Here is a 23,166-nt window from a genome sequence, read left to right on the forward strand (position 1 = left end):
CAAACCTACGGTTTACGTGTATTTCGGATAACCCGTCAAACAGATATCCGAACCAAACTGCTCCACTTTTACCCGGTCTAGCCTTATGGCGTCGGCCATCTTCGCAAAGCCTGTAAAGTTGAAGTTCGATGGCGCTTCACTGCCGCCGCCAATTATTTTGGGCGCATACATGAGCACCAGCTTATCAAGCAGCCGCTGCTCCAGCATAGCGCCGCTTAGTCTGCCGCCACCCTCGAGCAGGATGGAGCCGATCTCTCGCTCGCCCAGTTGGCGCATGGCGTGCATGAGATCCACCTGCGGGCCGTCCCCGCAGGTAAGAACCGCGATGCCGCGCGCTTCCAGCGCAGCGCGGCGCTCTGCGGGCGCTTGCGCGCTCGCGAGCAGGATCGTCGGCTGATGATCCTGCTCCTGCAGCACACGGGCGTCCAGCGGGACTCGCAGCTGCGAGTCCGCGATGATCCGTACCGGCTGCACAGCCGGCACGTCTCCGCGGGCGCTCAGCAGCGGATCGTCGGCGATGACGGTGTCAACGCCGACCATGATACCCTGATGCCGATGGCGCAGGGTGTGCACAAAGGCCCGAGACGCTTCGGAAGTAATCCACTTGCTGTCGCCTGTCTTCGAGGCGATCCGGCCGTCTAGCGTGCTTGCCGTCTTGAGCGTTACGAACGGCATTCGCGTAACGATGAATTTATTGAACACCTCGTTCATCGAAGCGGCTTCCTCCCCGAGCAGCCCAACACTCACATCAATGCCATGGGCGCGCAGCTTTCCAATCCCCGAACCGGCAACTTGCGGGTTCGGATCGGTTCCCGCTACAACGACACGCGTCACCCCGGCTTCTACGAGTCGGTCGCTGCACGGGGGTGTCTTTCCGAAATGACTACATGGCTCTAGTGTAACATAAGCCGTGCTGCCTTTCGCCTCTTCCCCAGCCATCTGCAGCGCTAAAACTTCCGCATGGCCTTTGCCCCGCTTAAGGTGTGCACCCATTCCTACAATGCGTCCATTCTTCACAAGGACGCATCCAACAACAGGATTGATCCCCGTCTGTCCTAGAGCGCTCTGTGCAATTTGCAGCGCAAGGCGCATATAGGCTTCGTCATTTATCACGTGCACTGTTTCACCGCCTCACCCTGCTAACACAGGAATTTGAATGCAAAAAGGCCCCTCCGTGTATCGGATAGGGGCCAGAGATTGTTTAGATAACACGAAAAAGCTTCATCCATACCTGCTTGCCACATTTTTGATCACATCAAACAACAACGGCGCAATCGCTCAAAAGAGCAGACCTGCCGAATTTTTGTTTACGTGAAAAAATGAACAACCATGCATAGCGAATCTATCTGTTCGCGTTTTCCTTCTCCCATCCAGACTATACTGTCGGTTCCGGAATTACACCGGATCAGCCGTAGCGAAGCTGTGCATCAGGTACCGCTAGCTTCAAAACGGGTCACGGACTTATCGATTAGCAGCAAACAAGTACCGCTAGTCAAATTACCGCCGGTGTGGAATTGCACCACGCCCCGAAGGTTTGCATTGTTTTACATTCAAGAAGAAAGTAATTAATTACTAGTCAGTAACTAAAAATTACTTTCATAATGAAAAATTTATCATTCACAACTAGAAAAAGCAAGGGCTTTTTTACCTCCAGCATTTATTTCATAGTTTTTATATTAAATAACTCGGATTTATTGATGTCAACAAAAAAAGAACCTATTGATCGTTTGGAATCAACAGGCTCTTCTCAAGTGTTTACAATGAATTAAACTTCAACAACTTCTACTTTTTCCATAAGGTCTTTGCCTTTAAAACCATCAACAAACTCCATCCCTTTGGACACTTTACCAAAAACAGTATGTTGTCCATCCAAATGTGGTTGTGGTTGGTAGGCGATGTAGAATTGGCTTCCGCCAGTGTTTCTGCCTGCATGAGCCATAGCTAGAGAGCCGCGCTCATGTTTGTTCGGATTAATTTCACAATTAATTTGGTAGCCTGGGCCACCAGTTCCTGAACCGGATGGACATCCACCTTGTGCTACGAATCCTGGAATAACGCGATGAAAAACAAGTCCGTTGTAGAAACCGGAGTTTGCTAATTTTTCAAAGTTGGCAACCGTATTAGGAGCGTCATTTTCGAAAAGATCGATAACAACTTCTCCTCCGCCTGCGAGTTTAATATGTGCTTGTTTGGCCATGTGTGGTCCACTCCTTTAGACAATAATATCTTATTCTACTATGAATTCATCCATTTCACAAACCGAGCATAATCGGCTGATGAATCCAGCATTCACTTCATGTTCAAAAGTCCTCCTCATTCCCCCTGCAAAGAGAGTTCGACTTGGAATTTATCCGAAATGAAGAAGGAAACCAAGAGCTAGGCTCGAGGTTTCCTTCTTCATTTCTTTAACGTTATCCGCTTAAACAGTGCTGATTACTTTTTTCATTTTCGCAGGAATTACATCGTTACTCACGAGGTTATCGAAAGATTCGCGTTTGACAACAAGATCGCTTTGTCCGTCCTTCACAAATACAACGGCTGGCCGACGTATACGATTGTAGTTGCTTGCCATCGCATAGTTGTAAGCACCTGTGCAAGAGACCGCCAGAAGGTCGCCTTTGCTAACCTTAGGCAGCTTCAGATCCCAAATCAGCATATCGCCGCTCTCACAGCATTTACCTGCGATGGAGACAACCTCATCTGGTTGTTCGGTTGCACGGTTTGCCAGCATGGCCTCGTATTCCGACTCATAGAGAGCAGGGCGCGGGTTGTCAGTCATACCGCCATCAACAGCCACATATTTACGAACGCCTGGAATCTCTTTGGTCGTACCTATACTGTACAGCGTAGTACCTGCATCACCTACGATGCTGCGCCCCGGCTCCGTCCAAATCTCTGGCAGCGGATAATCGTTGCTGCCGAAGTTTTCCTTAATCGCATCCGTTATTGCTTTAACATATACAGCTACAGGAAGCGGAGTATCCCCTTCCACATAGCGAATACCGAAGCCCCCGCCAAGGTTAATGACCTTGAACGTAACGCCTGTTTGAGCGCGAACCTCCACGGCGAAACCAGCTACTTTCTCAGCCGCCATGTGAAAGCCTTCAACCTCGAAAATCTGAGAACCAATATGGGAATGTACCCCTAGAAGCTCTAAGTTACTCAATTGAGAAGCTTCTTGAATCGCGCGAAGTGCAGTGCCGTTACCCAAATCAAAGCCGAATTTGGAATCTGTTTGACCAGTCGAAATATATTCATGCGTATGCGCTTCAACACCTGGCGTAATACGCAGTAAAATTTTAACTTTTTGGCGTTTCTCGCCAGCTATGGCATCCAGCATATGAAGCTCGATAAAGTTGTCAACAACGAAGCAGCCGATTTTGGCCTCAATCGCCATTTCGATCTCTTCCACTGTCTTGTTATTTCCATGGAAATGAATACGCTCTGCGGGGAAACCTGCTTGGAGCGCAGTAAACAGCTCGCCTTCGGAAACAACGTCGAGTGACATGCCCTCTTCCTCTACAATACGGCACATCGCCATGACGCAAAATGCTTTACTTGCATAGGCAACTTGAAATTTCAAACCGGATGCCTTGAAGGCCTCAACAAATTCGTTACAGCGTTGACGTACAAGCGCTTCGTCGTATACGTATAAAGGCGTTCCATATTTAGCGGCCAACTGCGTCGCGTCAACGCCACCGATTTGGAGGTGCCCTTGATCATTTATTTTGCTCGTACCGTGTAAATACATCGCTATGATTTCCCTTCTCTCTATACATCTATTGTATAATTTTCACGATATAGCTTCGTATGCATTACTATTTAAAGTACCATAGTGAAAGCGCTTTTGACAATACACACTTCAACATAAACACAAAAAGGACAGGGGAATTCCCTGTCCTTTTTGTGCTTCTACTTTGGTTGGCGTGTCCCATCGATGGGTTTGGTTAAACTGGGCCGCGTTTTTCCGGCAAGAATAGGGCGACGCACCAGAATTGCGAAAAAGCTTTTCGCATTAAATGGTATTAATGGCCACATATAAGGCGCATTAAACGATCTGCGAGTTGCCAGAAGAAGCAACCACACTGTTGAGCCGATAATAAGACCCGGGACCTGAAAGATTGAAACAACAATTAAGAGAAGCAGCCTTGTAATTCGATTGGCCAAACCTAGCTCATAGCTTGGCGTAGCGAACATCCCTATGGAGGCTAACGCTAAGTATAGGATCACTTCATTAATAAAAAGCCCTGTCTTCACCGCGATATCCCCAATCAGGATTGCTGCAACCAAACCCATTGCTGTAGCTAGAGGCGCTGGGGTATGAATAGCTGCCATCCGCATAAGATCGATACCAATATCAGCTAGAAGAAACTGTACGAGCAACGGCAATGTTCCTTCTTTCTGCGGTCCAAGAAACTCTAAACCCACTGGCTTCAACGATGGATCTATTACCATTAGAAACCACACTGGCAGCAGAAATAATGAAGCCATAATGCCACCGAAACGAACCCATCTTAAGTAAGTACCAATAAAAGGTGTCTGCCTATATTCTTCTGCATGCTGAACATGATGGAAAAATGTCGTTGGCATAATCATTACACTTGGCGATGTATCCACGAAGATGCACACATGGCCTTCCAATAAATGGGCCGAAACAACATCAGGCCGCTCAGAATAGCGAACCATGGGGTAAGGATTCCAACCTTTATTAACAATCGCTTCTTCCAATTGCTTTTCGCCAAGCGGTAGACCGTCAATCTCCACTGCCTTAACCTTGTCTTTAATTGCTTGCACCAAATCAGCGTCGGCGATGTCGTTTATGTAGGCCACACACACATCCGTTTTTGTCCTCTTACCGATCTGCATAATTTCCAGCTTAAATCTTTCATCGCGTATGCGGCGTCTGACCAAGGTTACATTAATCAACAAGGTTTCAACGAAACCGTCCCTCGACCCGCGAACAACCCGCTCTAAATCAGGCTCTTCGGTGTTACGAGCAGGATAGCTTTTGACATCAATAGCTATCGCCGTTGTCTCTCCTTCTATAAAGAGCGCAGTCCCTCCCATGAGCACTTGACCCACAATTTCAGACATTTTTTTGTAGGACTTTACTTGAATGTGGGGAATCAGATTTTCCATAAATGCTTCTACGGTATGATGCTCGACTGCTTTTTTATCTGCGTAGGAAAGACGAGTTATAATGTCAGTTAAGACCGTATCTTTGGCGAAGCCGTTGCAATAGAATAAACCTACTCGTTTGGTGCCGTACACCATCTCTCTGAGTACCAAGTCAAAACTCTTGTGTAATCCGACCCGCTCCTCGAGAACTCGCTGGACTTGTCTCAAATTTCGAGGAATGTCCTCTTGTACTTTCAACGCTTTCTCTTGCGCGGTCATATCCGTTTCTGGATTATACGGAGATAAATTCCCCTCCTCATCAATGGCCAGCTTTTGATCGTTCTCCTTGCTATTTTTATTGTTTGATTCTCCTGCTTTTACGATCACCTTCATCTTAATTCTCCTCACTCTCTTTCAATTAATAAAGCAGCCATTCGAATAAGGATCCTACGACCTTGCCGAAGATCATCGCCATAAGCAACAAAATCATATAAGAGCCCATACCTACCCGTTTGGCTAGAATGGGAAGTACATTAATAATCTCCGTTAACGCAGCGGCAAGCATTCCTACAAAACAGCCTGCAAAAAGACCAACTAAAGCCGTGCTCATCGGATACAAATTCAGCTTACCATCGCCAAAATCAACCCATGTAAAAACAAGTGAGCCTGTAACGACCGCTGCCTCGTAGGCGTGTATGCTCTTAAAAGAGTGTGTAATCTGGGCTAGCCGCGGAATAATATCAAGCACAACCAAAAAAGCGACCATACCGCTTCCAACAGCGATTCCACCAGCTAGTCCAATAAAGGCGGCGAGAATGTCTTTTGCTATCTGCGCGATCACTTGGAGTCTTCTCCTTCATGGATTTTGCCGTACTCTTCTGTAATTACGTAATGATTGACATTCTCCTGATACATGAACATCTCCACTTCCAGCGGACTTGGTTCTTCATTAAATTTCTTCTTAAAAAGATGGTTAAAGAAAATAACCATTCCTGCCCCAATGCCTAGGGAATAAGGAATTTGTAAAATAAGCGGGTGATCCACTCTTTTCCCCGTCATCAGCTCATAGATACGTTGATGAACTTCCAACATACTGACATCAGCATGAAAATTCATAATAGCAAGACCTGATCCTATAAAAAGCAATAACCACACGATACCGATTAAAATCGGACTCGGTTTCTTGTTATCCGTGTAAATCTCTAACAGTACGTGTGGTTCCCCAAAATGTTCAATCTGCAGTTCAGGATATAGTTCCTTTACTTTACGTACGATCACCATCATGTCAATAAGGACTCGATTGCCATCTTGCTGCTGAGGCTTATGAATGACAAGCGATGCTAGCGATTTTTCATATTCAGGCTCTACGATCATCTGTGCGATATGACTTAATTGGACAACGTTACCTTTGCGTACACGCGCTTTCCTGCGAAGCCGGATAAAAAGGTATGGAGCGGCAATATGACCCATTTTCTCCCCCCTTAGCGTTGATATCATCCATGTATAGGGGTAGTATGCAAAATTTTTCTCGCACCTAATCGCCCGCTCCTTTGGTAAATCCTCCTAGCCAAACGAATATGAATAAAGATTGTTTGGCATTGGCATATTAAACTTGAATAAGGCAACTATTCCTAGCAAAGAGGGTGATAACATGGCAAAGGTAGCGTTAACCTTAGTAATCATTGGTGCGCTCAATTGGCTACTGGTTGGGCTTTTCGAGTGGGATTTGGTTTCTGCTATATTAGGAGGAGCTTCACACCGTGAATCTTCAGGTTTAAGTCGAGTTGTCTATACGCTCGTAGGTTTATGCGGTTTATATTGTGTAAAATTCTATTCCGATGAAAGAACTGAAGTAAGATAGCTTCATGTAAAAAAGCCGTTGTTCCCTTTGAAAAGGGGGACAGCGGCTTTTACTATACTAGGCCTCCTATTATTGGAGTTGGGTTGGAGCGGCTGACACTTGATGCTGAAGTGTGTTCAATAACGAATGGTAATGCTGTTGGTGAGTGTAGATCATTTCTGTACACAGTTGTTGAAATAATGGATTCCTTGATGTCACCGCTGCCCCCGTACATTGCTTGATTAGCAACATTAACCCTTATCTACTATTTCCACGAGTATGGGTAATTATGAATAGTTACGGTTCGATTCATCGCATACTATTTTAGTCCTCATCCTAGCTAAAGGAGTTCCATTATGGATCTGCATACTGGCTCACTATTATGGCCGAATACGTTTCCCGAGTTTCCTGTATATCCAGTTCTTGAATCGGATATTGAATGTGAAGTTCTCATTATCGGTGGCGGATCAGCTGGCGCGCTAATGGCCTATGAACTCACCCAACATGGTGTAGATACCGTACTTATCGATAAAAGGAACATTAGTGGCGGTACCTCCTGTGCCAATACAGGTCTTCTTCAATTTGCCAGCGATAAACATTTGACTGCTTGTATGCATACGTATGGTGTGGATAAGGGTATTCGTCTGTACCAGTTATGCAAAGATGCTATAAATGAGTTAGAGCAAATAACTTCAATGCTTGAAATTGACAGTAAATTCGTTAGGCGGAGCTCCCTCTATTTCTCCAGTTGCCAGGAGCACCTCCCCCTGTTGAAAGCAGAATTCGCAGCACTTATTGAATTAGGAATTGATGCGATTTATTTAGAAGAAGAGCAAATCTCCAAGTTGTATTCTTTCCGGAAATCCGGGGCAATTCTCTCTAACAACGACGCAGAAGTCAATCCATTTCGGATGGTACACGCTCTCATTCATCATGCTAATCAAAAAGGAATGCGTGTTTATGAACAAACAGAAGTATTAAGACAAAGCTACAAGCAAAATACAATCATTTTCCACTTGAAAAATCAACGCACCATCCGAGCACGCAAAGCTATCTTTGCAACCGGTTATGAGACTCAAAGCTTCAAGAAAAATCCTAATGCTGTTATGTCTAGCAGCTATGTGCTTGCAACACAACCCCTTTCCGAATTTCCAGGGTGGCCTGATCGCTGTCTGATCTGGGAAACCGCAAGACCTTATTTATACATAAGAACAACCTTGGACAATCGCATCATCATCGGAGGGTTGGATGAGGCTACAAAGATCCCGGCAGAGCGAGATGCTCGCCTGCTGCATAAAAAGGATTTACTGCTCCTAGAGATTCAGAAGCTGTTCCCTGGACTCCCTGCGTTGAAAGCCGAACACTACTGGGCTGCCACGTTCGGAGGAACGCATGACGGCTTTCCAATGTTCGGTCCGCAAGCAGGTTATCCCCATTGTTATTTCATTCTCGGTTATGGTGGCAACGGTACCGTCTATAACAAAATAGCTGCGAAAATCATCGCTGGACTGATTCTTAATGGTTCTCATCCTGATGCAGAATTATTTCGTTTTGATCGGAGTCCCAGTTCAGGTGTCTAAAAAAGGAGCTATCCAAAAAGGGGATCAGTAAAAGAGCGAGTCCCAAACAATAACGCAAAAACGCCTTCAAAACCACTATGCATGTGGGGATGAAGGCGTTTTTGCCGTAGGATTATTCACTGGGCAATTTGATCTTTGATTGATTGCAAAATTTTCTTCTCCAAGCGAGAAACCTGCACTTGCGAAATTCCCAATCGATTAGCCACTTCTGACTGTGTCTGATCCCGGAAATAACGCAGATAAACAATGAGCCGTTCTCGTTCTGAGAGGGTTCCTATGGCTTCATTCAACGCTAGCTTCTCAAACCATTTCTCCCCAGACTCATCAGAAATTTGATCCATCAATGTAATCGGGTCACCATCGTTTTCGAAAACCGTTTCGTGGATCGAAGATAGCGGTTTGTTCGCTTCCTGCGCGAAGACAACTTCCTCTGCTGTAATCATCAATTCTTCTGCTACCTCTTTAATTGTAGGCAATCGACCGAGCCGTTTAGACAGCTCATCCTTCGTCTTGCGTATTTTATTGGCCAACTCTTTCAGTGATCGACTAACTTTCAGTGTTCCGTCATCGCGAAGGAAACGTTGAATTTCACCGATAATCATCGGCACCGCATACGTAGAAAATTTAACATCATAAGATAGATCGAATTTATCAACGGACTTGAGCAGTCCGATACAACCGATCTGGAACAAATCTTCGGCTTCGTATCCTCTGTTCAAGAAACGTTGAACAACAGACCAAACCAGTCGGATATTGCAGCTGACGAGCGTTTCTCTAGCGAGTTGATCTCCGGATTGGCTGAGGGCGATTAACCGTTTGACTTCACTGTCGTCCAAATAACTGTGAGAGGCGTGTTTCAAATCGACATCCATAAGATCAAACCCCTAATTGTATAAAGCTTTTTTAGATTCAATTCGCTTCATCATTTTTATTTTGGTCCCGATTCCGACGGCCGTCACTACTTCCACTTCATCCATAAAATTTTCCATAATCGTAAAGCCCATACCAGAACGTTCAAGCTCCGGTTTGGATGTATAAAGCGGCTGCTTGGCTTGCTCCAAATCTTCTATCCCTAGCCCATTGTCTTCTACCGTAATGTGAACAATATCTTCATTGATTTGCGCCGAAATGGTGATCACACCATCGATCCGGTTGTTGTATCCATGAATGATCGAGTTCGTTACAGCCTCAGAAACGACCGTTTTAATATCTGTCAATTCATTCAACGTAGGATCTAATTGTGATACAAAAGCAGCTACAGCTACCCTTGCGAATGCTTCATTCTCAGAACGGCTGGCGAATTGCAGTGACATGAAATTTGTATCACTCATAGCGCAACCTCCAAACTGGAGATCGCAGATCTTTCGTTATCCTGAATCGAGACGATTTTGAACATTCCGGATAGCTCGAACAGACGGTAAACCGCAGGAGCAACGTCGCAAACAACCATCTTGCCGCCTTTGCCCGTGATTTGCTTGTAGCGACCAAGAATGACGCCAAGACCTGAGCTGTCCATAAAAGATAGATCTCTCAGACTGAGAATGAGATGGCGCGTTTCTTCCTTAGCAATCGCATCCTCCATCCTCGCTTTCACGCTATCTGCTGTGTGATGATCCAGCTCGCCTTTCAATCTAACAATCAGCGCTCTTCGGCCTTGCTCGAATTCAATTTGCAGGCTCAACATGTTCACTCCTTCCCTGTCTTGAAAGTAGATTTCTACAGGGAAGATGGAATATCCTGCCACCCGACAAAACTAGAAGAAAAGCGCTAAAAGTAGAAGAAAAGTGAGCTTATTCGTGTATTCAAGCCTTAATCCGTATGGAAAAGGTGTGAGGTCGTCCGTTTAAACAGCTTCCACCAAGAGGCTTTATTCACGCCTACTGGTGATTCCAACGGGTACTCGGCAAGCACGGTGTCACCGTTATACACGATAATTTTACCAATTGGTTGGCCTAACGAAATGGGTGCTTTAAGGTTAGGATCGACTTGCAGTTCATGTCGAATGTTTTGGGTCGCTTCGCCTTTTTTCATCAGAATGCTGTAGTTTTGCTTTGCTACAAGAGGAACCTTCGAAATCTCCCCTTTGCTTATTGCGAAATCGCCTAAGCTATCCCCTGATTTGAACAACGGATAATTGGTGTATTGGGCAAATGCAAAATCAAAAAGCTTCGAGACTTCCGCGTTTCGCGTCTTCGTATTCGGTTCACCCAGAACGACGGCTATGACACGAAGATTATCTCTTTTCGCCGTTGCAGATAAGCAGAACTTCGCTTCACTGGTGTAGCCTGTTTTAAGACCGTCAGCACCGCTATAGAAGCGCACCAGCTTATTCGTATTAACAAGCCAGAATGGACTCGGTGACTCTTTACGCAAGTAGTCCTGATAGACACCTGTGAATTTGGTAATCTCCTCATGCTTCAGCAGCTCTTTTGACATAAGCGCAATATCGCCCGCCGATGTATAATGATTGTCCACGGGAAGCCCATTGCAGTTGGAGAAATGAGTGTTTTTCATTCCTAATTGCTGTGCACGCTCGTTCATCATTTGCACAAAATTTTCTTCGGACCCCGCGATTTTCTCCGCCATCGCAACCGATGCATCGTTGCCTGATGCCATCGCGATTCCTTTGAGCATCTCTTGGACCGACATTTCTTCGCCAGGCTCAAGGAAGATTTGCGAGCCTCCCATAGATGCGGCATATTCACTTGCACGAACCTTCTCATCCATCTTGATCTTACCCTGATCGATAGCTTCCATAATGAGCAGCATCGTCATAATTTTGGTAATACTAGCTGGTGGGAGCTTCGCGTCCTTATTCTTATCCACGATCACGGTACCTGTGTCCGCATCCATCAATACGGCAGACTGCGCATTTGGCGTTAAATCAACGGTTGGAGCCTTCTTCTCTTCAGCAAAAACTGCTGGCATCAACAGCAGCAAACACAACTGTAAACATAGGAAACTGATAAGCCCTTTTTTTCGCATAGCAATTCTACCCCTCCTGTGAATGTATGAAGCGAAAGCCTTACACTTGCAGCATGAATTACTGCTAATCAGTGTTGACGAATTCCCTACAAAATATTCCAACAGAAGGAAATTAAAAAAAGCACTTCCCCGAAGGAAAGCGCTGCATGGAGCTACTTAAGCATTATAAAATAACATCGTAGATCAACTGTACCGCAGCAGGCTTCTCGCTATCGATGCGATAAGCTTCTCGAATCATCGTTTCAACTTCTTTCACATCTTCACGATTGGCATGCAATGTGCAGATTGAATCGCCATGTTTCACGGCATCGCCGATCTTCTTATTTAGGGTTAGACCAACTGCATAATCGATTTGGTCTTCCTTCTTCGCTCGCCCCGCACCCAGAAGCATCGCTGCAATACCGATCTGTTCAGCGTCAATTTGACTGACATAGCCATCTTTGGAGGCAACGACTTCAAAATGATAGGCAGCTGTTGGCAGCAGCTCTGGTCGATCAACGACCCCAGGATCGCCGCCTTGATTGGCAACGAACCGTTTAAAGGTTTCCAATGCCTTACCATTGGTCACAATATCGGTGATGGCCTCCTGCGCCTCTTCAAAGGTATTAAACGCCTTTCCTAAGACAGACATATACGCTGCGACAGATATCGCAACCGCTGTAAGCTCTTTATCTCCCGTGCCGCGAAGCACTTCAATAGATTCACGAATCTCGTTCGCATTGCCGATTTCACGACCAAGCGGCTGTTCCATATCCGTGATCATTGCTATCGTATTACGATTCAAACTCTTGCCGATATCCACCATTGTGCGGGCAAGCACTCTTGCGTCATTCACCGTTTTCATGAACGCGCCTGAACCAATCTTCACATCCAGCACTATCGCGTCAGCACCAGATGCAATTTTCTTGCTCATAATGGAACTTGCAATAAGCGGAATCGACTCAACCGTAGCTGTCACGTCGCGTAATGCATAGATCTTTTTGTCGGCAGGAGCCAAATTCCCACTTTGGCCAACAATCGCGATTTTATTCGTATTCACAGCTTCGATGAAAGCTTCTTTGGTCAGTTCAATCTGGAATCCAGGAATCGATTCGAGTTTATCTACAGTCCCCCCTGTATGACCTAGGCCTCTCCCCGACATCTTAGCCACTGGAATACCTAAGTAAGCGACAATCGGTCCAACTATCAAGCTAATTTTATCACCGACACCGCCTGTCGAGTGCTTATCCACCTTCACGCCTGCAATTGCAGATAAATCAATCATTTCTCCCGAGCCAGCCATAGCTAACGTAAGTATGGATGTTTCCTCGCTAGTCATCCCGTTGAAAAAAATAGCCATCAGAAGCGCTGACATCTGATAATCAGGAATATCGCCTTGCGTATAACCGCTTACAATATATTGAATTTCTTGCTCATTTAACGCTTCACCAGATCTTTTTTTATGTATCAGATCTACCATTCTCATCAGAAATTCCTCCTTATGCAAAATCGAAAAAGGGAGCTGCTTGAGCCCCCTTTTGATTTTCAACTTTTATTGTACAACTAATTTCGATTTCATTTTGGCGTGTCCTTCGCCGCAAGGAAGAACGCACTCAATTTCATAAGTACCTGGTTTATCAAATGTGATTTCTTTGGATGGGTTCTCTTTATCCAATTTGATGTCTAAACCTTTGATTTCCACCGCATGAACGCCTTCTTTTAAAGACAAGGAAACTTTCGTCGGTTCACCGCTCTTAATGGTGTAGTCAGCTGAATCGAATTGCCAGTTGGAAGCAGCAATTTTTAATTGTTGTCCTTTGTTAGAAGCAGTTTCAGCAGCTTTCGCATCTTGACGTGCGGAGATATCTTGAAATAGGACTCCCAGACCAAGTGCGCCCGCAAGTATAAATAACACAAAGAAAATCCACTTTTGCATGTATATCCCCCTCGTAGTGTGTTCACTTCATCTATTTTACCTAACAAGTTCAGACAATCCCATATGTGGTTGATGGCAAAACGTTGAAGTTTTTGTGACAAAAGTGTGAACGAGAGTATTTAAGGGACTTCTCCTCCGCACGGAGAATCATACTTTTACTATTGCCCACACCGCAGTAATTTACACACCGCTAAATCGCTCACGGATTTGAAAACCACCTGCTACACTCAACACTTTTTCTCTACGGATAAGGCCAAACTGCGGCTCTTTCTCCTTCAATGCACGAATATCCTTATTCAGTCTGTACGTGCAATCCGCACAAAGCTTATGGTTACGTATGGGGCTCGAGCAAGAAGCGCAACGATAATGTAAATTCGGATAATCGGAAAGAAATAACTTACCCTCTTTCATCCATCCATACATTTGATCCAATGTCACACCTGTGGCAGCTTGAACCTGCTCGCAGGATGAACGATGATTTTTGCGTAAAAATTCTAAAACACGGTTTAGCATCGAATCCAAACCATGGCTGCAATCCGAACATTGGTTTCTTAAGTTTTTTTGAAAAACTTTCCCGCAGCGCGGGCAGTTGGCTACGATTAAATGAGGAATTGTCATGCTCCATCACTTCCTGGTTTGGAGTTTGTAGTTCTAATTGACTACATTGTAGCATGACAACAGCCTCATTCATAGGTCTTTCGAAGCTAACCTTCAAAAAAATAAATGAAATCACATAGAGCCCATATTCATCAAATTTAGTAGGGTTTAGACTAGCTCAACTTTACTTCACGAACAAAAGCCTTTACCAAAGCAATGAACTTCGGCTTCGTGCGATTCGCAACCGCAACTACCTGCTCATGCGTTAATGGTTCCAGTTCTTCGCCGATCGCCATATCCGTAATGCAGGAAATGCCTAACACTTTGAGCCCCGTGTGACGAGCTGCAATAACCTCTCCAACCGTTGACATCCCAATCGCGTCGCCCCCAATGCGAGCCAGCATCGTCAGCTCAGCTGGCGTACAGTAAGTTGGTCCTGTAATTCCTGCATAAACACCTTCTTGCAATTTCAAAGGCACGCCATCTTCGCCAACCACAGTTTTTGCCAGTTGATGAGCAAGCTGACGGTATTCACGATTATAAGCTTCCGACATATCAGGGAAGCGAACACCAAGATCATTATGATTGGGCCCGATAAGCGGGTTATCGCCTGTCATGTTAAGATGATCGCTGATGACCATGAGGTCTCCAGCTTGGAAATCACGGTTCATTCCCCCAGCGGCGTTAGTCATGACAACGGTTTGAACACCAATTGCTTTCATCACATAAACCGGAAAAACAACTTTTTTCATGGAATAGCCTTCATAATAATGAAAACGACCCTGCATCACAATCACTTGTTTACCTTCCAGTGTTCCAACAACAAAGCGGCCTTCATGCCCCTCAACTGTAGAAACCGGAAAATGAGGAACCTCGCTATAATCAATAGCGATTGGATTTTCAACTTGATTCGCCATATCGCCCAAACCTGAGCCCAATACCAAACCAATCACTGGTTTCACTTCATTTAAACGACCTTGAATATAGCTTGCCGCTTCTTTAATTTGCTCTATGTAAGTCAGTTCCATGTTGGTTCCCCTTTTCTTTTTCCAATGTTAAAGAGCTTCAATAATGCCCAAGACAAGCTTAAGAAACTTCGGCTTTACTTTCTCCGTGGTTTCCATTACTTCGGCATGGGAAAGCGGTTGATCCAAAATTCCTGAAGCCATATTTGAAATGCACGAGAATCCAAGCACTTCAATACCCGCATGACGAGCAACAATAACCTCTGGAACGGTTGACATCCCTACAGAATCGCCACCGAGCGTGCGGAACATTCGAATTTCAGCCGGAGTCTCGTAGTTAGGACCAAGAAGCCCCACGTACACGCCTTCTTGCAGCTTGAAGTTTTGGGTTGCAGCCACATCATGCGCAAGTTTGCGTAGACGCTTGCTGTAAGCCTCTGACATATCAGGGAAGCGTACGCCTAATGCATTATCGTTAGCTCCAATAAGAGGATTACGGTAAGTAAGATTCAAATGATCGCTAATTACCATCAAATCCCCAACTTGATAAGTCTCATTGATCCCGCCTGCAGCATTCGTCACGATAAGCGTTTGAACGCCCAGCTCTTTCATGACCCGAACAGGAAATGAGACGGTTTCTGCGCCATAACCTTCATAGGCATGGAAACGCCCTTTCATGACTAAAACGGACTTACCTTGTATGCTTCCGACAACCAGTTCGCCGGCGTGACCTTCTACCGTAGATACGGGGAAATGGGGAATTTGGGAGTAGTCTACGACGATGGGCTGTTCGATTAAATCAGCCAATACACCTAGGCCGGAGCCAAGAATAAGCCCGATTTGCGGCTTAATGCCAGTTTCTTTAAGAATGAAAGCAGCTGCCTCTTGAATTTTTTGAATCATGGACGTTTCAGACATGGATCGTTCCTCCTTCGCATTTTGGAAAACTTTCTTCGTAAACATGGGTTTCATTAGATGGGATCCAAATCCCTAAATAGCCTAGTTTTATTTTAAAAGCTCCAAGAAACTCTGGCCGTTTCCTGTAGAAGTCACACCGAAATTTTCGGCAATCGTCGCTCCCAAATCAGCAAACGAAGAACGAATACCAATAGATCCAGGCGCTTGCAGGCTAGGACTATAAAACAATACCGGTACATATTCACGTGTGTGATCAGTCCCTGGATGTATGGGATCATTCCCATGATCAGCAGTAAGAATTAACAAATCGTTCGGTCCGATTCCAGCCTTGAGCTGCGGAACAAAAGCATCGAATTCTTCAAGTGCTTTACCATAGCCCTCTGGATCGCGGCGATGTCCGTAGAGCGAATCAAAATCGACAAGATTCGTAAACGCCAAACCCTTAAAGGAAGCTCCCAGCGTTTCAATTGTTTTCTGGATGCCGTCCAAATTGCTTTTTGTAGATGTCGTTTGAGTAACGCCTTCACCGTCAAAAATATCATTGATTTTACCGATCGCAATGACATCTAAGCCCGCATCCTTGAGATAGTTCATGACAGTTGGTTCAGGTGGCTTCACCGCATAATCATGACGGTTAGATGTCCGTTTAAAAGCTCCTGGCTTGCCAAGATATGGCCTTGCTATAACACGGCCAACGACAAACTCGTCTTGTAGCGTTAACTTTCTGGCGATTTCGCATGCGCGGTATAGCTCGTCAAGTGGAATAACTTCTTCGTGCGCCGCTAATTGAAACACGCTATCCGCAGACGTATACACGATCCAAGCTCCGGTCTTCATTTGCTCTTCGCCTAGCTCATCCAAAATCTCGGTACCTGAGGCAGGTTTATTACCGATAACCTTGCGGCCTGTTGCATCCTCAAATTGACGGATCAGCTTCTCGGGAAAGCCCTCTGGATATACGTTGAAGGGAACCGAAATATTCAAACCCATTAATTCCCAATGGCCGGTCATGGTGTCTTTACCGACAGAAACCTCTGCCATCTTGCCATAGTAACCATCTGGCATCTCCACTGCTGGAATGCCTTTCAATTCAGCGATGTTACCAAGTCCTAATTGCTGCAAATTCGGCAATGCAAAATCTTGAACTTTCTCAGCTATGTGTCCTAGCGTATGAGCACCTTTATCACCAAACCGCTCTGCATCCGGCGATTCGCCGATGCCAACGCTATCAAGTACGATTACACAAATTCGTTCGAAGCGCATCTTTGTCCCTCCAAATCAATTGCTAGTTTAACCACCCTTTATTATCCCATTTTTACTGATGGAATGCAAAACAACGACATCATAGACTAGAGATGTCGTTGTCACTTGTTACATATTTGCACGCGGATGAGCGCGATTGTATACTTCCTTCATTTTGAGCTTCGTAACCTGCACATACATTTGGGTTGTTGAAATGTCAGAATGTCCTAACATTTCTTGCACGGACCTAAGATCTGCACCGTTTTCAATGAGATGCGCTGCAAAGGAATGGCGCAAGGTGTGCGGCGTAATATCTTTTTGAATATTCACTTCCTGCGCATAGCGTTTTAATATTTTCCAAAAACCTTGTCTCGTCATCCGTGTTCCCAAATGGCCAATAAATAAAGCTTGCTCATCCATTGCTTTTTTAAGGAGCTTCGCTCGATTCTGATTCATGTACATCTCCAGGCAACGAATCGACATAGAACCAATCGGAATCATTCTTTCCTTATCCGCTTTACCCACACAACGAATAAAACCCATTTGCAAGTTAATATCTGTTAGATTCAAAGAAATGAGCTCAGAGACTCGAATGCCTGTGGCATATAAAAGCTCAAGCATCGCTCTATCCCGCGATCCACTTACCTTTTCCGGATCAGGAGCTTCGAGCAGCGTCTCTACCTCTTGAACAGAGAGCACCTTGGGCACCTTTTTCTCCAGCTTAGGGGTTTCCACATAAATGGAAGGATCTGTTTCTATTACACGTTCGCGAATTAAATATTGGTAGAAGGCTCGTATGGAAACCATCGTGCGCGATAGCGTAGCAGGAGCTCGTCCAAGAGTCTTCAGCTTCGATAAATATCCGGTCAGGTGCACTTTCCCAGAATCTCTCCAAGCTCCTACTCCCTGCTGCTCCAAATAAGCAACAAACTGCTGCAAATCCCTCTCATAGGACTCAAGCGTATTCCTTGAAAGTCCACGCTCCACTGACAAAAAACGCATGAAGGATTGCAGATCATTATTCATCATGGCGATAGACTCCTTCGCTATATCCATTGTTATGTATCTACACATTCAACGATTCGGCGAAGAACTCCTCCTTTTTACGCGTTATTCACCGTACCAATAAAATAAACGCAAACGATCACTCATCGAGCTGGCATCTTTCACGGAAGCATGCTGATGCTGCTGGAACACCTTCACGGACTTCCCAGAAGGCGTTTTGTATTTATGAACAGGTTGAATCCAACTAGAAAGCACAACCATTCCTTGATACAACACGACGGTCAATGCCATAAATAACATAATAAACCGAAATCGCGTCAGCCATTTACGATAGGAAAAAATCATAGTTCGTCCCCTTTTCATAGCGCTCTTTAAGGACAAGATATGATTTCAAATACCCAATTATGCCAGAGGGCTAAATTGCCTGCTGCTACTTACTCAAACCCTTTGTTAGCCCATACAAGGAAAGAAATGCACGCAAAAATGCCTGTACGCGATGGATTCAGCATACAGGCATTTTCTTTGTATAAACAGCTTATTCAGAAGCTGTTATTTTGGATTTGTCCAATGAGTCCGGCTTCCCTCTATCGTTACAGCGATGGCATATGCCTTGAAAATCAAGTCGATGATCGAGCACTTGAAAATGGAAATCACGCTCTAGTCGCTCTTCGAACTCCCCGAGCCAATCTTCCATAATTTCATCTACGGCTCCGCATTGCACGCAGATTAAGTGATGGTGATGATGACGCGTGCTATCGTCGCGTAAATCGTAACGCGCTACACCGTCTCCAAAATTCATTTTCTCCAAAACATGCAGCTCGCTTAACAGCTCTAAAGTTCGATACACCGTTGCCAGGCCAATCTCAGGAGCTTTATCTTTTACGAGCATAAACACATCTTCGGCACTCAGATGATCTTGTTCATTTTCCAGTAGTACACGTACCGTCGCTTCCCGTTGAGGGGTAAGCTTGTACCCTTGGGATTGCAATTGCTGTTTGATCTTCTCAATCCTTGTTTCCATAAGCCTCCCCCTCAAACCGGCGGGCACCAAAGCCCAGTTTCAGCCACTTTACTCATTATAGGGGGAGTATGCTGACAAAGTCAAACAGAACCTGTATGGCTTTTATCCGTTTAAGCCTGCAAGCATAGGCGTAACCCATTTCATCATGATCTGCGACACATAGCCTTCCCAGAGGGCGGCCCCTACTAAGAAGAACCCCATAAGCAGCGTTATGGAGATGTAGCGCATGAAAGGCTGATAGATCGCGCCGTTACGGCTCATGAAGCGATTCTTAATCATATATATGGAGAAGGCCATTGCCGCGACACTGCAAAAGAGGATTGCAGGAATGACAATCAAGTTTTGCGGAGCAACGGAAACTAGTGCAAAAAGCATTCCCTTCCATGACATCTGCGCAACCAAATAACCGACGGTGAAGCCGATCAACACGCCCTTCAAGAAATCCAGGACAAGAATGAGGGGTAGCCCGACTATAGAAAGTCCGAGCAGCCAAATCAACAAGATCCACTTCATGTGCATGCCGAAAGATTGCACAAACGATTGCTTGCTGTCAAATTCGGCTCCCTCGTTAATCTCATGAAAAAAACTGCCGAGATGGCGCGTCATTTCCTGCTTTTGCTCCAGAGAAATCGCATTAACCATGACCGCGCCAAAAACAACCCCAATAACAAAAAGCACAGAGACGAATATAAAAAGCGGTAAATTATCCTTCATATATTGCTTCATTGATAAGTTCCTGTTCATCCCGCTGCTCCTTCCCATGTGTACAACCCTACACAGACAAGCTTATGAGCGAGACTAGGAAACTATGAATGATTTTTCACTTTACCGTAACGTCCGCCTCCGCCAACCTCTAGTTCAAGCCGCCCTTCACGGGCACCTACGATATAAGCGGCTATGTCTTCTCCTACTATACTGGCTAAATCTTCGCGCGCTGAACGATGGAGCACATTCATCTCCGTGCCGAAGCGAAGCAGCAGTTGATTAAGCTTTTTCGGTCCAAGCCCAGGAATGAATTCTAACGGCACTTGAAACTGATACGACGGCCTGTAAGGAGGCAAATATGGCTCCTCGCGATCGGCCAGAGCTAGAATACGATCCATCACGCCACGCACGATTTTTTTACTTCCACAATACAGGCAGCGTTCGACCGTCGTTTCGCTCTCATCAAGAATAGATTCACATGCGCCGCAATACGTCCGGTGATATTTACCTAAGCGCGGATTTAACCCGTAGTTCGCTTCCACTTTCCGCCCATCTTGGCGATGCAATGCTTTGACTATCTCTTCATAGGTTGGCGCAGCAAGCTGCATTTGATTGTATTCGCGCCCTATTTTTCCAAGGGAATGCGCATCCGAATTCGTCACAAAGGTGTACCTGTCCAGCTCTGAGATCAGTCCGGCCATATCCGAATCAGCACTCAGTCCTAATTCTACCGCTGAGATTCCATCCAATTGAAGGAGATGCTCCATCCGTGTAGACGAACTGCCATAAATACTTTTGTGGGGGGTGAAGATATGGGCTGGGATTACAATCCCGCCTCTTCCCAGCACCTCCTCCTGAAGGGTCCGAGCAGGTACATAAATCCGTTGAGAGCTTAATTCCACATTTTTCATGTGCCCCTTCATCCATCGGGTGAAATCCTGCATCGTGGATAAATTAGGCATGTAAGCGAGCAAATGAGCAGCACCCATACCTGGGTCACGAACCTCTATCTCGCTGCCCAGCAAAATATGGGTTTCCTTATAACGGATACCTCCTCCCGCCTGCTCAATCATTTCTCCACGATCCAAATACATCATGATTTCATCCTGAACAGTCGGAGAGTGACAATCTATGATACCGATGACTTCGATTCCTTTTCGCTCCGAAGCTTCCCGCGCAATATTGAAAAAAGTTAGGTCATTTGCCGCGCTAATCTTCACTGCGCTTCCCTTTTCTGTACGGCCAATATGAATATGCAGATCTACATAATAGGAATTCATATTAGATCTTCCCTGTTAATTTGTACAACTGCCACGCATAAACCGCTAAAATCGTTTTCGCATCGCTGATACGTCCCTCATGAATGTACCGCTGCGCTTCTTCAAGCGTAATGGCTTCACATTCCAGAAACTCATCTTCATCTAAATGAATTTCCCCTTTAATAAGCTGTTCTGCAACATAGAGATGAACGATTTCATCAGCGAAACCTGGCGAAGTATAGAAAGAACTGACATGTTTCACATGCTCAGAGCGATAACCGGTCTCTTCTTCCAATTCTCTTAATGCTGCTTGTAAAGGCTCTTCACCCTCATCTAACTTACCAGCAGGAATCTCAACCTGACTTTTTTCTAAGGGCTTTCGATACTGCTCCACGACAATCATTTTGTCATCAAGCAATGGAATAACCGCAACAGCGCCGGGGTGCTTCACAATTTCTCTTTTCGCCTGTTCTCCATTAGGAAGCTGCACGGTATCTACTTGAAGGGAGATGACTCTCCCTTTAAAAATAGGCTCTGAGCTTAAGGTGATTTCTTCGAATTTTTTATTTAATGTCATGATTATCCGTCATCCTTTCAACTGGCATAACTTGTCCAAACCTTGCATATTGTTCATTATATCAAAATTTAAAAATTAATGAGGGGGTCCCTATTATGAAAAGCTATATATCCGATCGTCAAATCCGACTTGTAGGAAAAGCCTGGGAAATCAAGCGTTATTTGCAGCTGATGCTTCAACAAACAGACAAAGATGTCACCTTGATTGATTGTGTAAATGCCATGCCCACTCTGCCGCAGCGCAAATGGTTTGAAAAAAAGCGAAATCCTGGGATAATTCCCTTCCCATCGAGGTAATAGCCTTGGGATACATCTGTAAAGCCGCTTTTACTTCCTCAGAAGCAACAGTCGAAATTCGAATAATTTTATGAAAAGAAGCTTGAGATATCTCGAACATCTGCGGCTCCATGATCGCTTCCTCCTCCTCCGTCAGTAAAGGAAACGGAATTACAGCCGGGCATCTAGCAGCGAGCTGCAGGGCCGTTAAGGTGTGGTGGCTAATCCCGCGATGGCGTTCACGACGATCCTTAAAACTGACGCGCGGAATGACGATCGGCCTCCCTCCAAGCGCATGAACCGCATTGACCAACTCACCGATCTCTAGACCCGCATGACCATATTTAGTCCCCGTACCTACCATGCCAGGCCCCATCGTAACCATGCATAAGTCTGCTTGAGCTGCATGTTTTGCCGCTAGAAGTGCGCTAAATTTATTAACAGCCTCTAATTTCCCCCCGTAGGCTTGACCATAGGTAATTGTCGTCTCTAACCACTCTAACCGCTCCAATTCAGCTACGTGTTCGCTCCATGCCATAGGTAGCGCCCCTCCATCGGTCATGATATAGGCAATACGTAGACGACTGGACAATCCTCTATTTCTATACCGTAGCCAGCAGATGGCGACTGGCAGCATACTGTGTAATTCTCCTAGCAGCACAGGTAATCCATCTAACCGAACATCCCCCTGAAAGAGGTCATGATAAGGACTCACCGGCTCCTCCACGGATCGCACAGCACGCTGCAGCGGTGTGTATTTCATTTTCATAATATGCCCTGCTGATTGAGAATTTGTTAATCTCTTGTTGCTTGCAAGGAGAGCTGCCACAAAATGATACCCTCCGGAACCAAGTCCCAATTGGACCGCTGTGACATTCAATAAGACACAATCTCCCGGAGCTAAAACAGGCAGCGAGTCGGTATAATGAACAGCCGGTTGTACGTTGCCATCGCTCCGCCTAACCAAGACTACCTGTAAACCCACACGAACAAGCATACTTTCCATAACAATACCTTGATCCCAATCGATCATCTGCTTCTTCCCCCAACAATACGAATTAGTGGATTAGTATGATCGAGCTTGGCGTTTCATGCAAAAAAACCGATCAGTCAACCTTTAAGAAAGGCACACTGATCGGTGGATGTTGGCTATTAAGTTCAATT

General features: G+C 45.4%; 25 protein-coding genes, 1 pseudogene and 1 riboswitch. Of the genes and pseudogenes, 3 read left to right on the plus strand and 23 right to left on the minus strand.

Going from position 1 to position 23,166, the window contains the following annotated elements; genetic code table 11:
* Positions 1–12: 12 nt before the first annotated feature.
* The 6 genes from ribD to GK047_RS08980 form a co-directional block, all read right to left on the minus strand.
* Positions 13–1,119, minus strand: a complete 1,107-nt coding sequence (gene ribD, locus GK047_RS08955; protein ID WP_346010308.1) for a bifunctional diaminohydroxyphosphoribosylaminopyrimidine deaminase/5-amino-6-(5-phosphoribosylamino)uracil reductase RibD — start codon at positions 1,117–1,119, stop codon at positions 13–15.
* 235 nt (positions 1,120–1,354) lie between these two features.
* Positions 1,355–1,538, minus strand: a riboswitch (FMN riboswitch).
* 227 nt (positions 1,539–1,765) lie between these two features.
* A complete protein-coding gene (locus GK047_RS08960; RefSeq protein ID WP_147948164.1) occupies positions 1,766–2,197 on the minus strand; it encodes a peptidylprolyl isomerase in 432 nt (143 codons plus the stop codon).
* A 222-nt stretch (positions 2,198–2,419) separates the two neighbouring features.
* Positions 2,420–3,751: a diaminopimelate decarboxylase gene (lysA, locus tag GK047_RS08965; protein WP_163944422.1), complete on the minus strand. Its 1,332-nt coding sequence runs from the start codon at positions 3,749–3,751 to the stop codon at positions 2,420–2,422.
* A gap of 161 nt (positions 3,752–3,912) precedes the next feature.
* Positions 3,913–5,511, minus strand: a complete 1,599-nt coding sequence (locus GK047_RS08970; protein WP_163944424.1) for a spore germination protein — start codon at positions 5,509–5,511, stop codon at positions 3,913–3,915.
* A gap of 25 nt (positions 5,512–5,536) precedes the next feature.
* Positions 5,537–5,956: a stage V sporulation protein AB gene (locus tag GK047_RS08975; RefSeq protein WP_346010318.1), complete on the minus strand. Its 420-nt coding sequence runs from the start codon at positions 5,954–5,956 to the stop codon at positions 5,537–5,539.
* Positions 5,956–6,588, minus strand: coding sequence for a stage V sporulation protein AA (locus GK047_RS08980; protein WP_163944427.1), 633 nt, complete (start codon positions 6,586–6,588; stop codon positions 5,956–5,958). The genes GK047_RS08975 and GK047_RS08980 overlap by 1 nt, the downstream gene beginning before the upstream one ends.
* 181 nt (positions 6,589–6,769) lie before the next feature.
* Here GK047_RS08980 and GK047_RS08985 point away from each other — a divergent pair, with 181 nt between their 5' ends.
* Entirely contained in the window at positions 6,770–6,979 is a 210-nt protein-coding gene (locus GK047_RS08985) for a DUF378 domain-containing protein (RefSeq protein ID WP_163944430.1), read from the plus strand.
* 335 nt (positions 6,980–7,314) lie between these two features.
* On the plus strand, positions 7,315–8,538 hold the full coding sequence (locus GK047_RS08990) for an NAD(P)/FAD-dependent oxidoreductase (protein ID WP_163944432.1): 1,224 nt from the start codon (positions 7,315–7,317) through the stop codon (positions 8,536–8,538).
* A 116-nt stretch (positions 8,539–8,654) separates the two neighbouring features.
* On the opposite strand, the gene sigF is transcribed toward GK047_RS08990, so the two are convergent.
* From sigF to GK047_RS09070, 16 genes are all read right to left on the minus strand, one after another.
* The gene (sigF, locus tag GK047_RS08995; RefSeq protein ID WP_163944435.1) at positions 8,655–9,410 is read right to left on the minus strand and encodes an RNA polymerase sporulation sigma factor SigF; all 756 of its coding nucleotides are present in this window, start codon (positions 9,408–9,410) and stop codon (positions 8,655–8,657) included.
* Positions 9,411–9,422: 12 nt separating this feature from the next.
* On the minus strand, positions 9,423–9,869 hold the full coding sequence (gene spoIIAB / locus GK047_RS09000) for an anti-sigma F factor (protein WP_163944438.1): 447 nt from the start codon (positions 9,867–9,869) through the stop codon (positions 9,423–9,425).
* Positions 9,866–10,219, minus strand: a complete 354-nt coding sequence (gene spoIIAA, locus GK047_RS09005; protein WP_163945296.1) for an anti-sigma F factor antagonist — start codon at positions 10,217–10,219, stop codon at positions 9,866–9,868. Before spoIIAA ends, spoIIAB begins: the two co-directional genes overlap by 4 nt.
* 128 nt (positions 10,220–10,347) lie before the next feature.
* The gene (locus tag GK047_RS09010) at positions 10,348–11,523 is read right to left on the minus strand and encodes a D-alanyl-D-alanine carboxypeptidase family protein (protein WP_163944440.1); all 1,176 of its coding nucleotides are present in this window, start codon (positions 11,521–11,523) and stop codon (positions 10,348–10,350) included.
* Positions 11,524–11,686: 163 nt separating this feature from the next.
* Positions 11,687–12,988, minus strand: coding sequence for a pyrimidine-nucleoside phosphorylase (locus tag GK047_RS09015; RefSeq protein ID WP_163944443.1), 1,302 nt, complete (start codon positions 12,986–12,988; stop codon positions 11,687–11,689).
* A 66-nt stretch (positions 12,989–13,054) separates the two neighbouring features.
* Entirely contained in the window at positions 13,055–13,438 is a 384-nt protein-coding gene (locus GK047_RS09020; RefSeq protein ID WP_163944446.1) for a cupredoxin domain-containing protein, read from the minus strand.
* A gap of 180 nt (positions 13,439–13,618) precedes the next feature.
* On the minus strand, positions 13,619–14,056 hold the full coding sequence (locus GK047_RS09025; RefSeq protein WP_163944449.1) for a flagellar protein: 438 nt from the start codon (positions 14,054–14,056) through the stop codon (positions 13,619–13,621).
* 152 nt (positions 14,057–14,208) lie between these two features.
* Entirely contained in the window at positions 14,209–15,063 is an 855-nt protein-coding gene (locus GK047_RS09030; RefSeq protein WP_163944452.1) for a purine-nucleoside phosphorylase, read from the minus strand.
* Between the two features lie 27 nt (positions 15,064–15,090).
* Positions 15,091–15,918 carry a purine-nucleoside phosphorylase gene (locus GK047_RS09035; RefSeq protein WP_163944455.1) on the minus strand — a complete coding sequence of 276 codons (828 nt, stop codon included), beginning with the start codon at positions 15,916–15,918 and terminating at the stop codon, positions 15,091–15,093.
* Positions 15,919–16,005: 87 nt separating this feature from the next.
* The gene (gene deoB, locus GK047_RS09040; RefSeq protein WP_163944458.1) at positions 16,006–17,181 is read right to left on the minus strand and encodes a phosphopentomutase; all 1,176 of its coding nucleotides are present in this window, start codon (positions 17,179–17,181) and stop codon (positions 16,006–16,008) included.
* A gap of 108 nt (positions 17,182–17,289) precedes the next feature.
* Positions 17,290–18,186 carry a site-specific tyrosine recombinase XerD gene (xerD, locus tag GK047_RS09045; protein WP_163945299.1) on the minus strand — a complete coding sequence of 299 codons (897 nt, stop codon included), beginning with the start codon at positions 18,184–18,186 and terminating at the stop codon, positions 17,290–17,292.
* 84 nt (positions 18,187–18,270) lie between these two features.
* On the minus strand, positions 18,271–18,510 hold the full coding sequence (locus GK047_RS09050) for a DUF4227 family protein (RefSeq protein ID WP_163944462.1): 240 nt from the start codon (positions 18,508–18,510) through the stop codon (positions 18,271–18,273).
* Positions 18,511–18,700: 190 nt separating this feature from the next.
* Entirely contained in the window at positions 18,701–19,186 is a 486-nt protein-coding gene (gene fur / locus GK047_RS09055; RefSeq protein WP_163944465.1) for a ferric iron uptake transcriptional regulator, read from the minus strand.
* Between the two features lie 102 nt (positions 19,187–19,288).
* Positions 19,289–19,930 carry a stage II sporulation protein M gene (gene spoIIM, locus GK047_RS09060; RefSeq protein ID WP_163944467.1) on the minus strand — a complete coding sequence of 214 codons (642 nt, stop codon included), beginning with the start codon at positions 19,928–19,930 and terminating at the stop codon, positions 19,289–19,291.
* A 62-nt stretch (positions 19,931–19,992) separates the two neighbouring features.
* Positions 19,993–21,171, minus strand: coding sequence for an endonuclease Q family protein (locus GK047_RS09065; RefSeq protein WP_163944469.1), 1,179 nt, complete (start codon positions 21,169–21,171; stop codon positions 19,993–19,995).
* Between the two features lies 1 nt (position 21,172).
* Positions 21,173–21,727: an NUDIX domain-containing protein gene (locus GK047_RS09070; protein WP_163944472.1), complete on the minus strand. Its 555-nt coding sequence runs from the start codon at positions 21,725–21,727 to the stop codon at positions 21,173–21,175.
* A 95-nt stretch (positions 21,728–21,822) separates the two neighbouring features.
* On the opposite strand from GK047_RS09070, the pseudogene mciZ reads away from it, so the two are divergent.
* Positions 21,823–21,888, plus strand: a pseudogene (gene mciZ, locus GK047_RS30570) (Z-ring formation inhibitor MciZ); the annotation flags it as partial.
* A 34-nt stretch (positions 21,889–21,922) separates the two neighbouring features.
* Here mciZ and GK047_RS09080 read toward each other — a convergent pair.
* Positions 21,923–23,035, minus strand: coding sequence for a DUF3866 family protein (locus GK047_RS09080; RefSeq protein WP_163944477.1), 1,113 nt, complete (start codon positions 23,033–23,035; stop codon positions 21,923–21,925).
* Between the last annotated feature and the right edge of the window lie 131 nt (positions 23,036–23,166).

It is taken from the genome of Paenibacillus sp. SYP-B3998, assembly GCF_010820665.1.
Taxonomy (GTDB): domain Bacteria; phylum Bacillota; class Bacilli; order Paenibacillales; family NBRC-103111; genus Paenibacillus_E.

Excerpts from the sequence above, each read along its gene's own strand:
- GK047_RS08960 (WP_147948164.1), bottom strand. The coding sequence starts at position 2,197 with ATGGCCAAACAAGCACATATTAAACTCGCAGGCGGAGGAGAAGTTGTT.
- lysA (WP_163944422.1), bottom strand. The coding sequence starts at position 3,751 with ATGTATTTACACGGTACGAGCAAAATAAATGATCAAGGGCACCTCCAA.
- GK047_RS08970 (WP_163944424.1), bottom strand. The coding sequence starts at position 5,511 with ATGAAGGTGATCGTAAAAGCAGGAGAATCAAACAATAAAAATAGCAAG.
- GK047_RS08980 (WP_163944427.1), bottom strand. The coding sequence starts at position 6,588 with ATGGGTCATATTGCCGCTCCATACCTTTTTATCCGGCTTCGCAGGAAA.
- GK047_RS08985 (WP_163944430.1), top strand. The coding sequence starts at position 6,770 with ATGGCAAAGGTAGCGTTAACCTTAGTAATCATTGGTGCGCTCAATTGG.
- GK047_RS08990 (WP_163944432.1), top strand. The coding sequence starts at position 7,315 with ATGGATCTGCATACTGGCTCACTATTATGGCCGAATACGTTTCCCGAG.
- sigF (WP_163944435.1), bottom strand. The coding sequence starts at position 9,410 with ATGGATGTCGATTTGAAACACGCCTCTCACAGTTATTTGGACGACAGT.
- spoIIAB (WP_163944438.1), bottom strand. The coding sequence starts at position 9,869 with ATGAGTGATACAAATTTCATGTCACTGCAATTCGCCAGCCGTTCTGAG.
- GK047_RS09010 (WP_163944440.1), bottom strand. The coding sequence starts at position 11,523 with ATGCGAAAAAAAGGGCTTATCAGTTTCCTATGTTTACAGTTGTGTTTG.
- GK047_RS09015 (WP_163944443.1), bottom strand. The coding sequence starts at position 12,988 with ATGAGAATGGTAGATCTGATACATAAAAAAAGATCTGGTGAAGCGTTA.
- GK047_RS09020 (WP_163944446.1), bottom strand. The coding sequence starts at position 13,438 with ATGCAAAAGTGGATTTTCTTTGTGTTATTTATACTTGCGGGCGCACTT.
- GK047_RS09025 (WP_163944449.1), bottom strand. The coding sequence starts at position 14,056 with ATGACAATTCCTCATTTAATCGTAGCCAACTGCCCGCGCTGCGGGAAA.
- GK047_RS09030 (WP_163944452.1), bottom strand. The coding sequence starts at position 15,063 with ATGGAACTGACTTACATAGAGCAAATTAAAGAAGCGGCAAGCTATATT.
- GK047_RS09035 (WP_163944455.1), bottom strand. The coding sequence starts at position 15,918 with ATGTCTGAAACGTCCATGATTCAAAAAATTCAAGAGGCAGCTGCTTTC.
- deoB (WP_163944458.1), bottom strand. The coding sequence starts at position 17,181 with ATGCGCTTCGAACGAATTTGTGTAATCGTACTTGATAGCGTTGGCATC.
- xerD (WP_163945299.1), bottom strand. The coding sequence starts at position 18,186 with ATGAATAATGATCTGCAATCCTTCATGCGTTTTTTGTCAGTGGAGCGT.
- GK047_RS09050 (WP_163944462.1), bottom strand. The coding sequence starts at position 18,510 with ATGATTTTTTCCTATCGTAAATGGCTGACGCGATTTCGGTTTATTATG.
- fur (WP_163944465.1), bottom strand. The coding sequence starts at position 19,186 with ATGGAAACAAGGATTGAGAAGATCAAACAGCAATTGCAATCCCAAGGG.
- spoIIM (WP_163944467.1), bottom strand. The coding sequence starts at position 19,930 with ATGAACAGGAACTTATCAATGAAGCAATATATGAAGGATAATTTACCG.
- GK047_RS09065 (WP_163944469.1), bottom strand. The coding sequence starts at position 21,171 with ATGAATTCCTATTATGTAGATCTGCATATTCATATTGGCCGTACAGAA.
- GK047_RS09070 (WP_163944472.1), bottom strand. The coding sequence starts at position 21,727 with ATGACATTAAATAAAAAATTCGAAGAAATCACCTTAAGCTCAGAGCCT.
- GK047_RS09080 (WP_163944477.1), bottom strand. The coding sequence starts at position 23,035 with ATGATCGATTGGGATCAAGGTATTGTTATGGAAAGTATGCTTGTTCGT.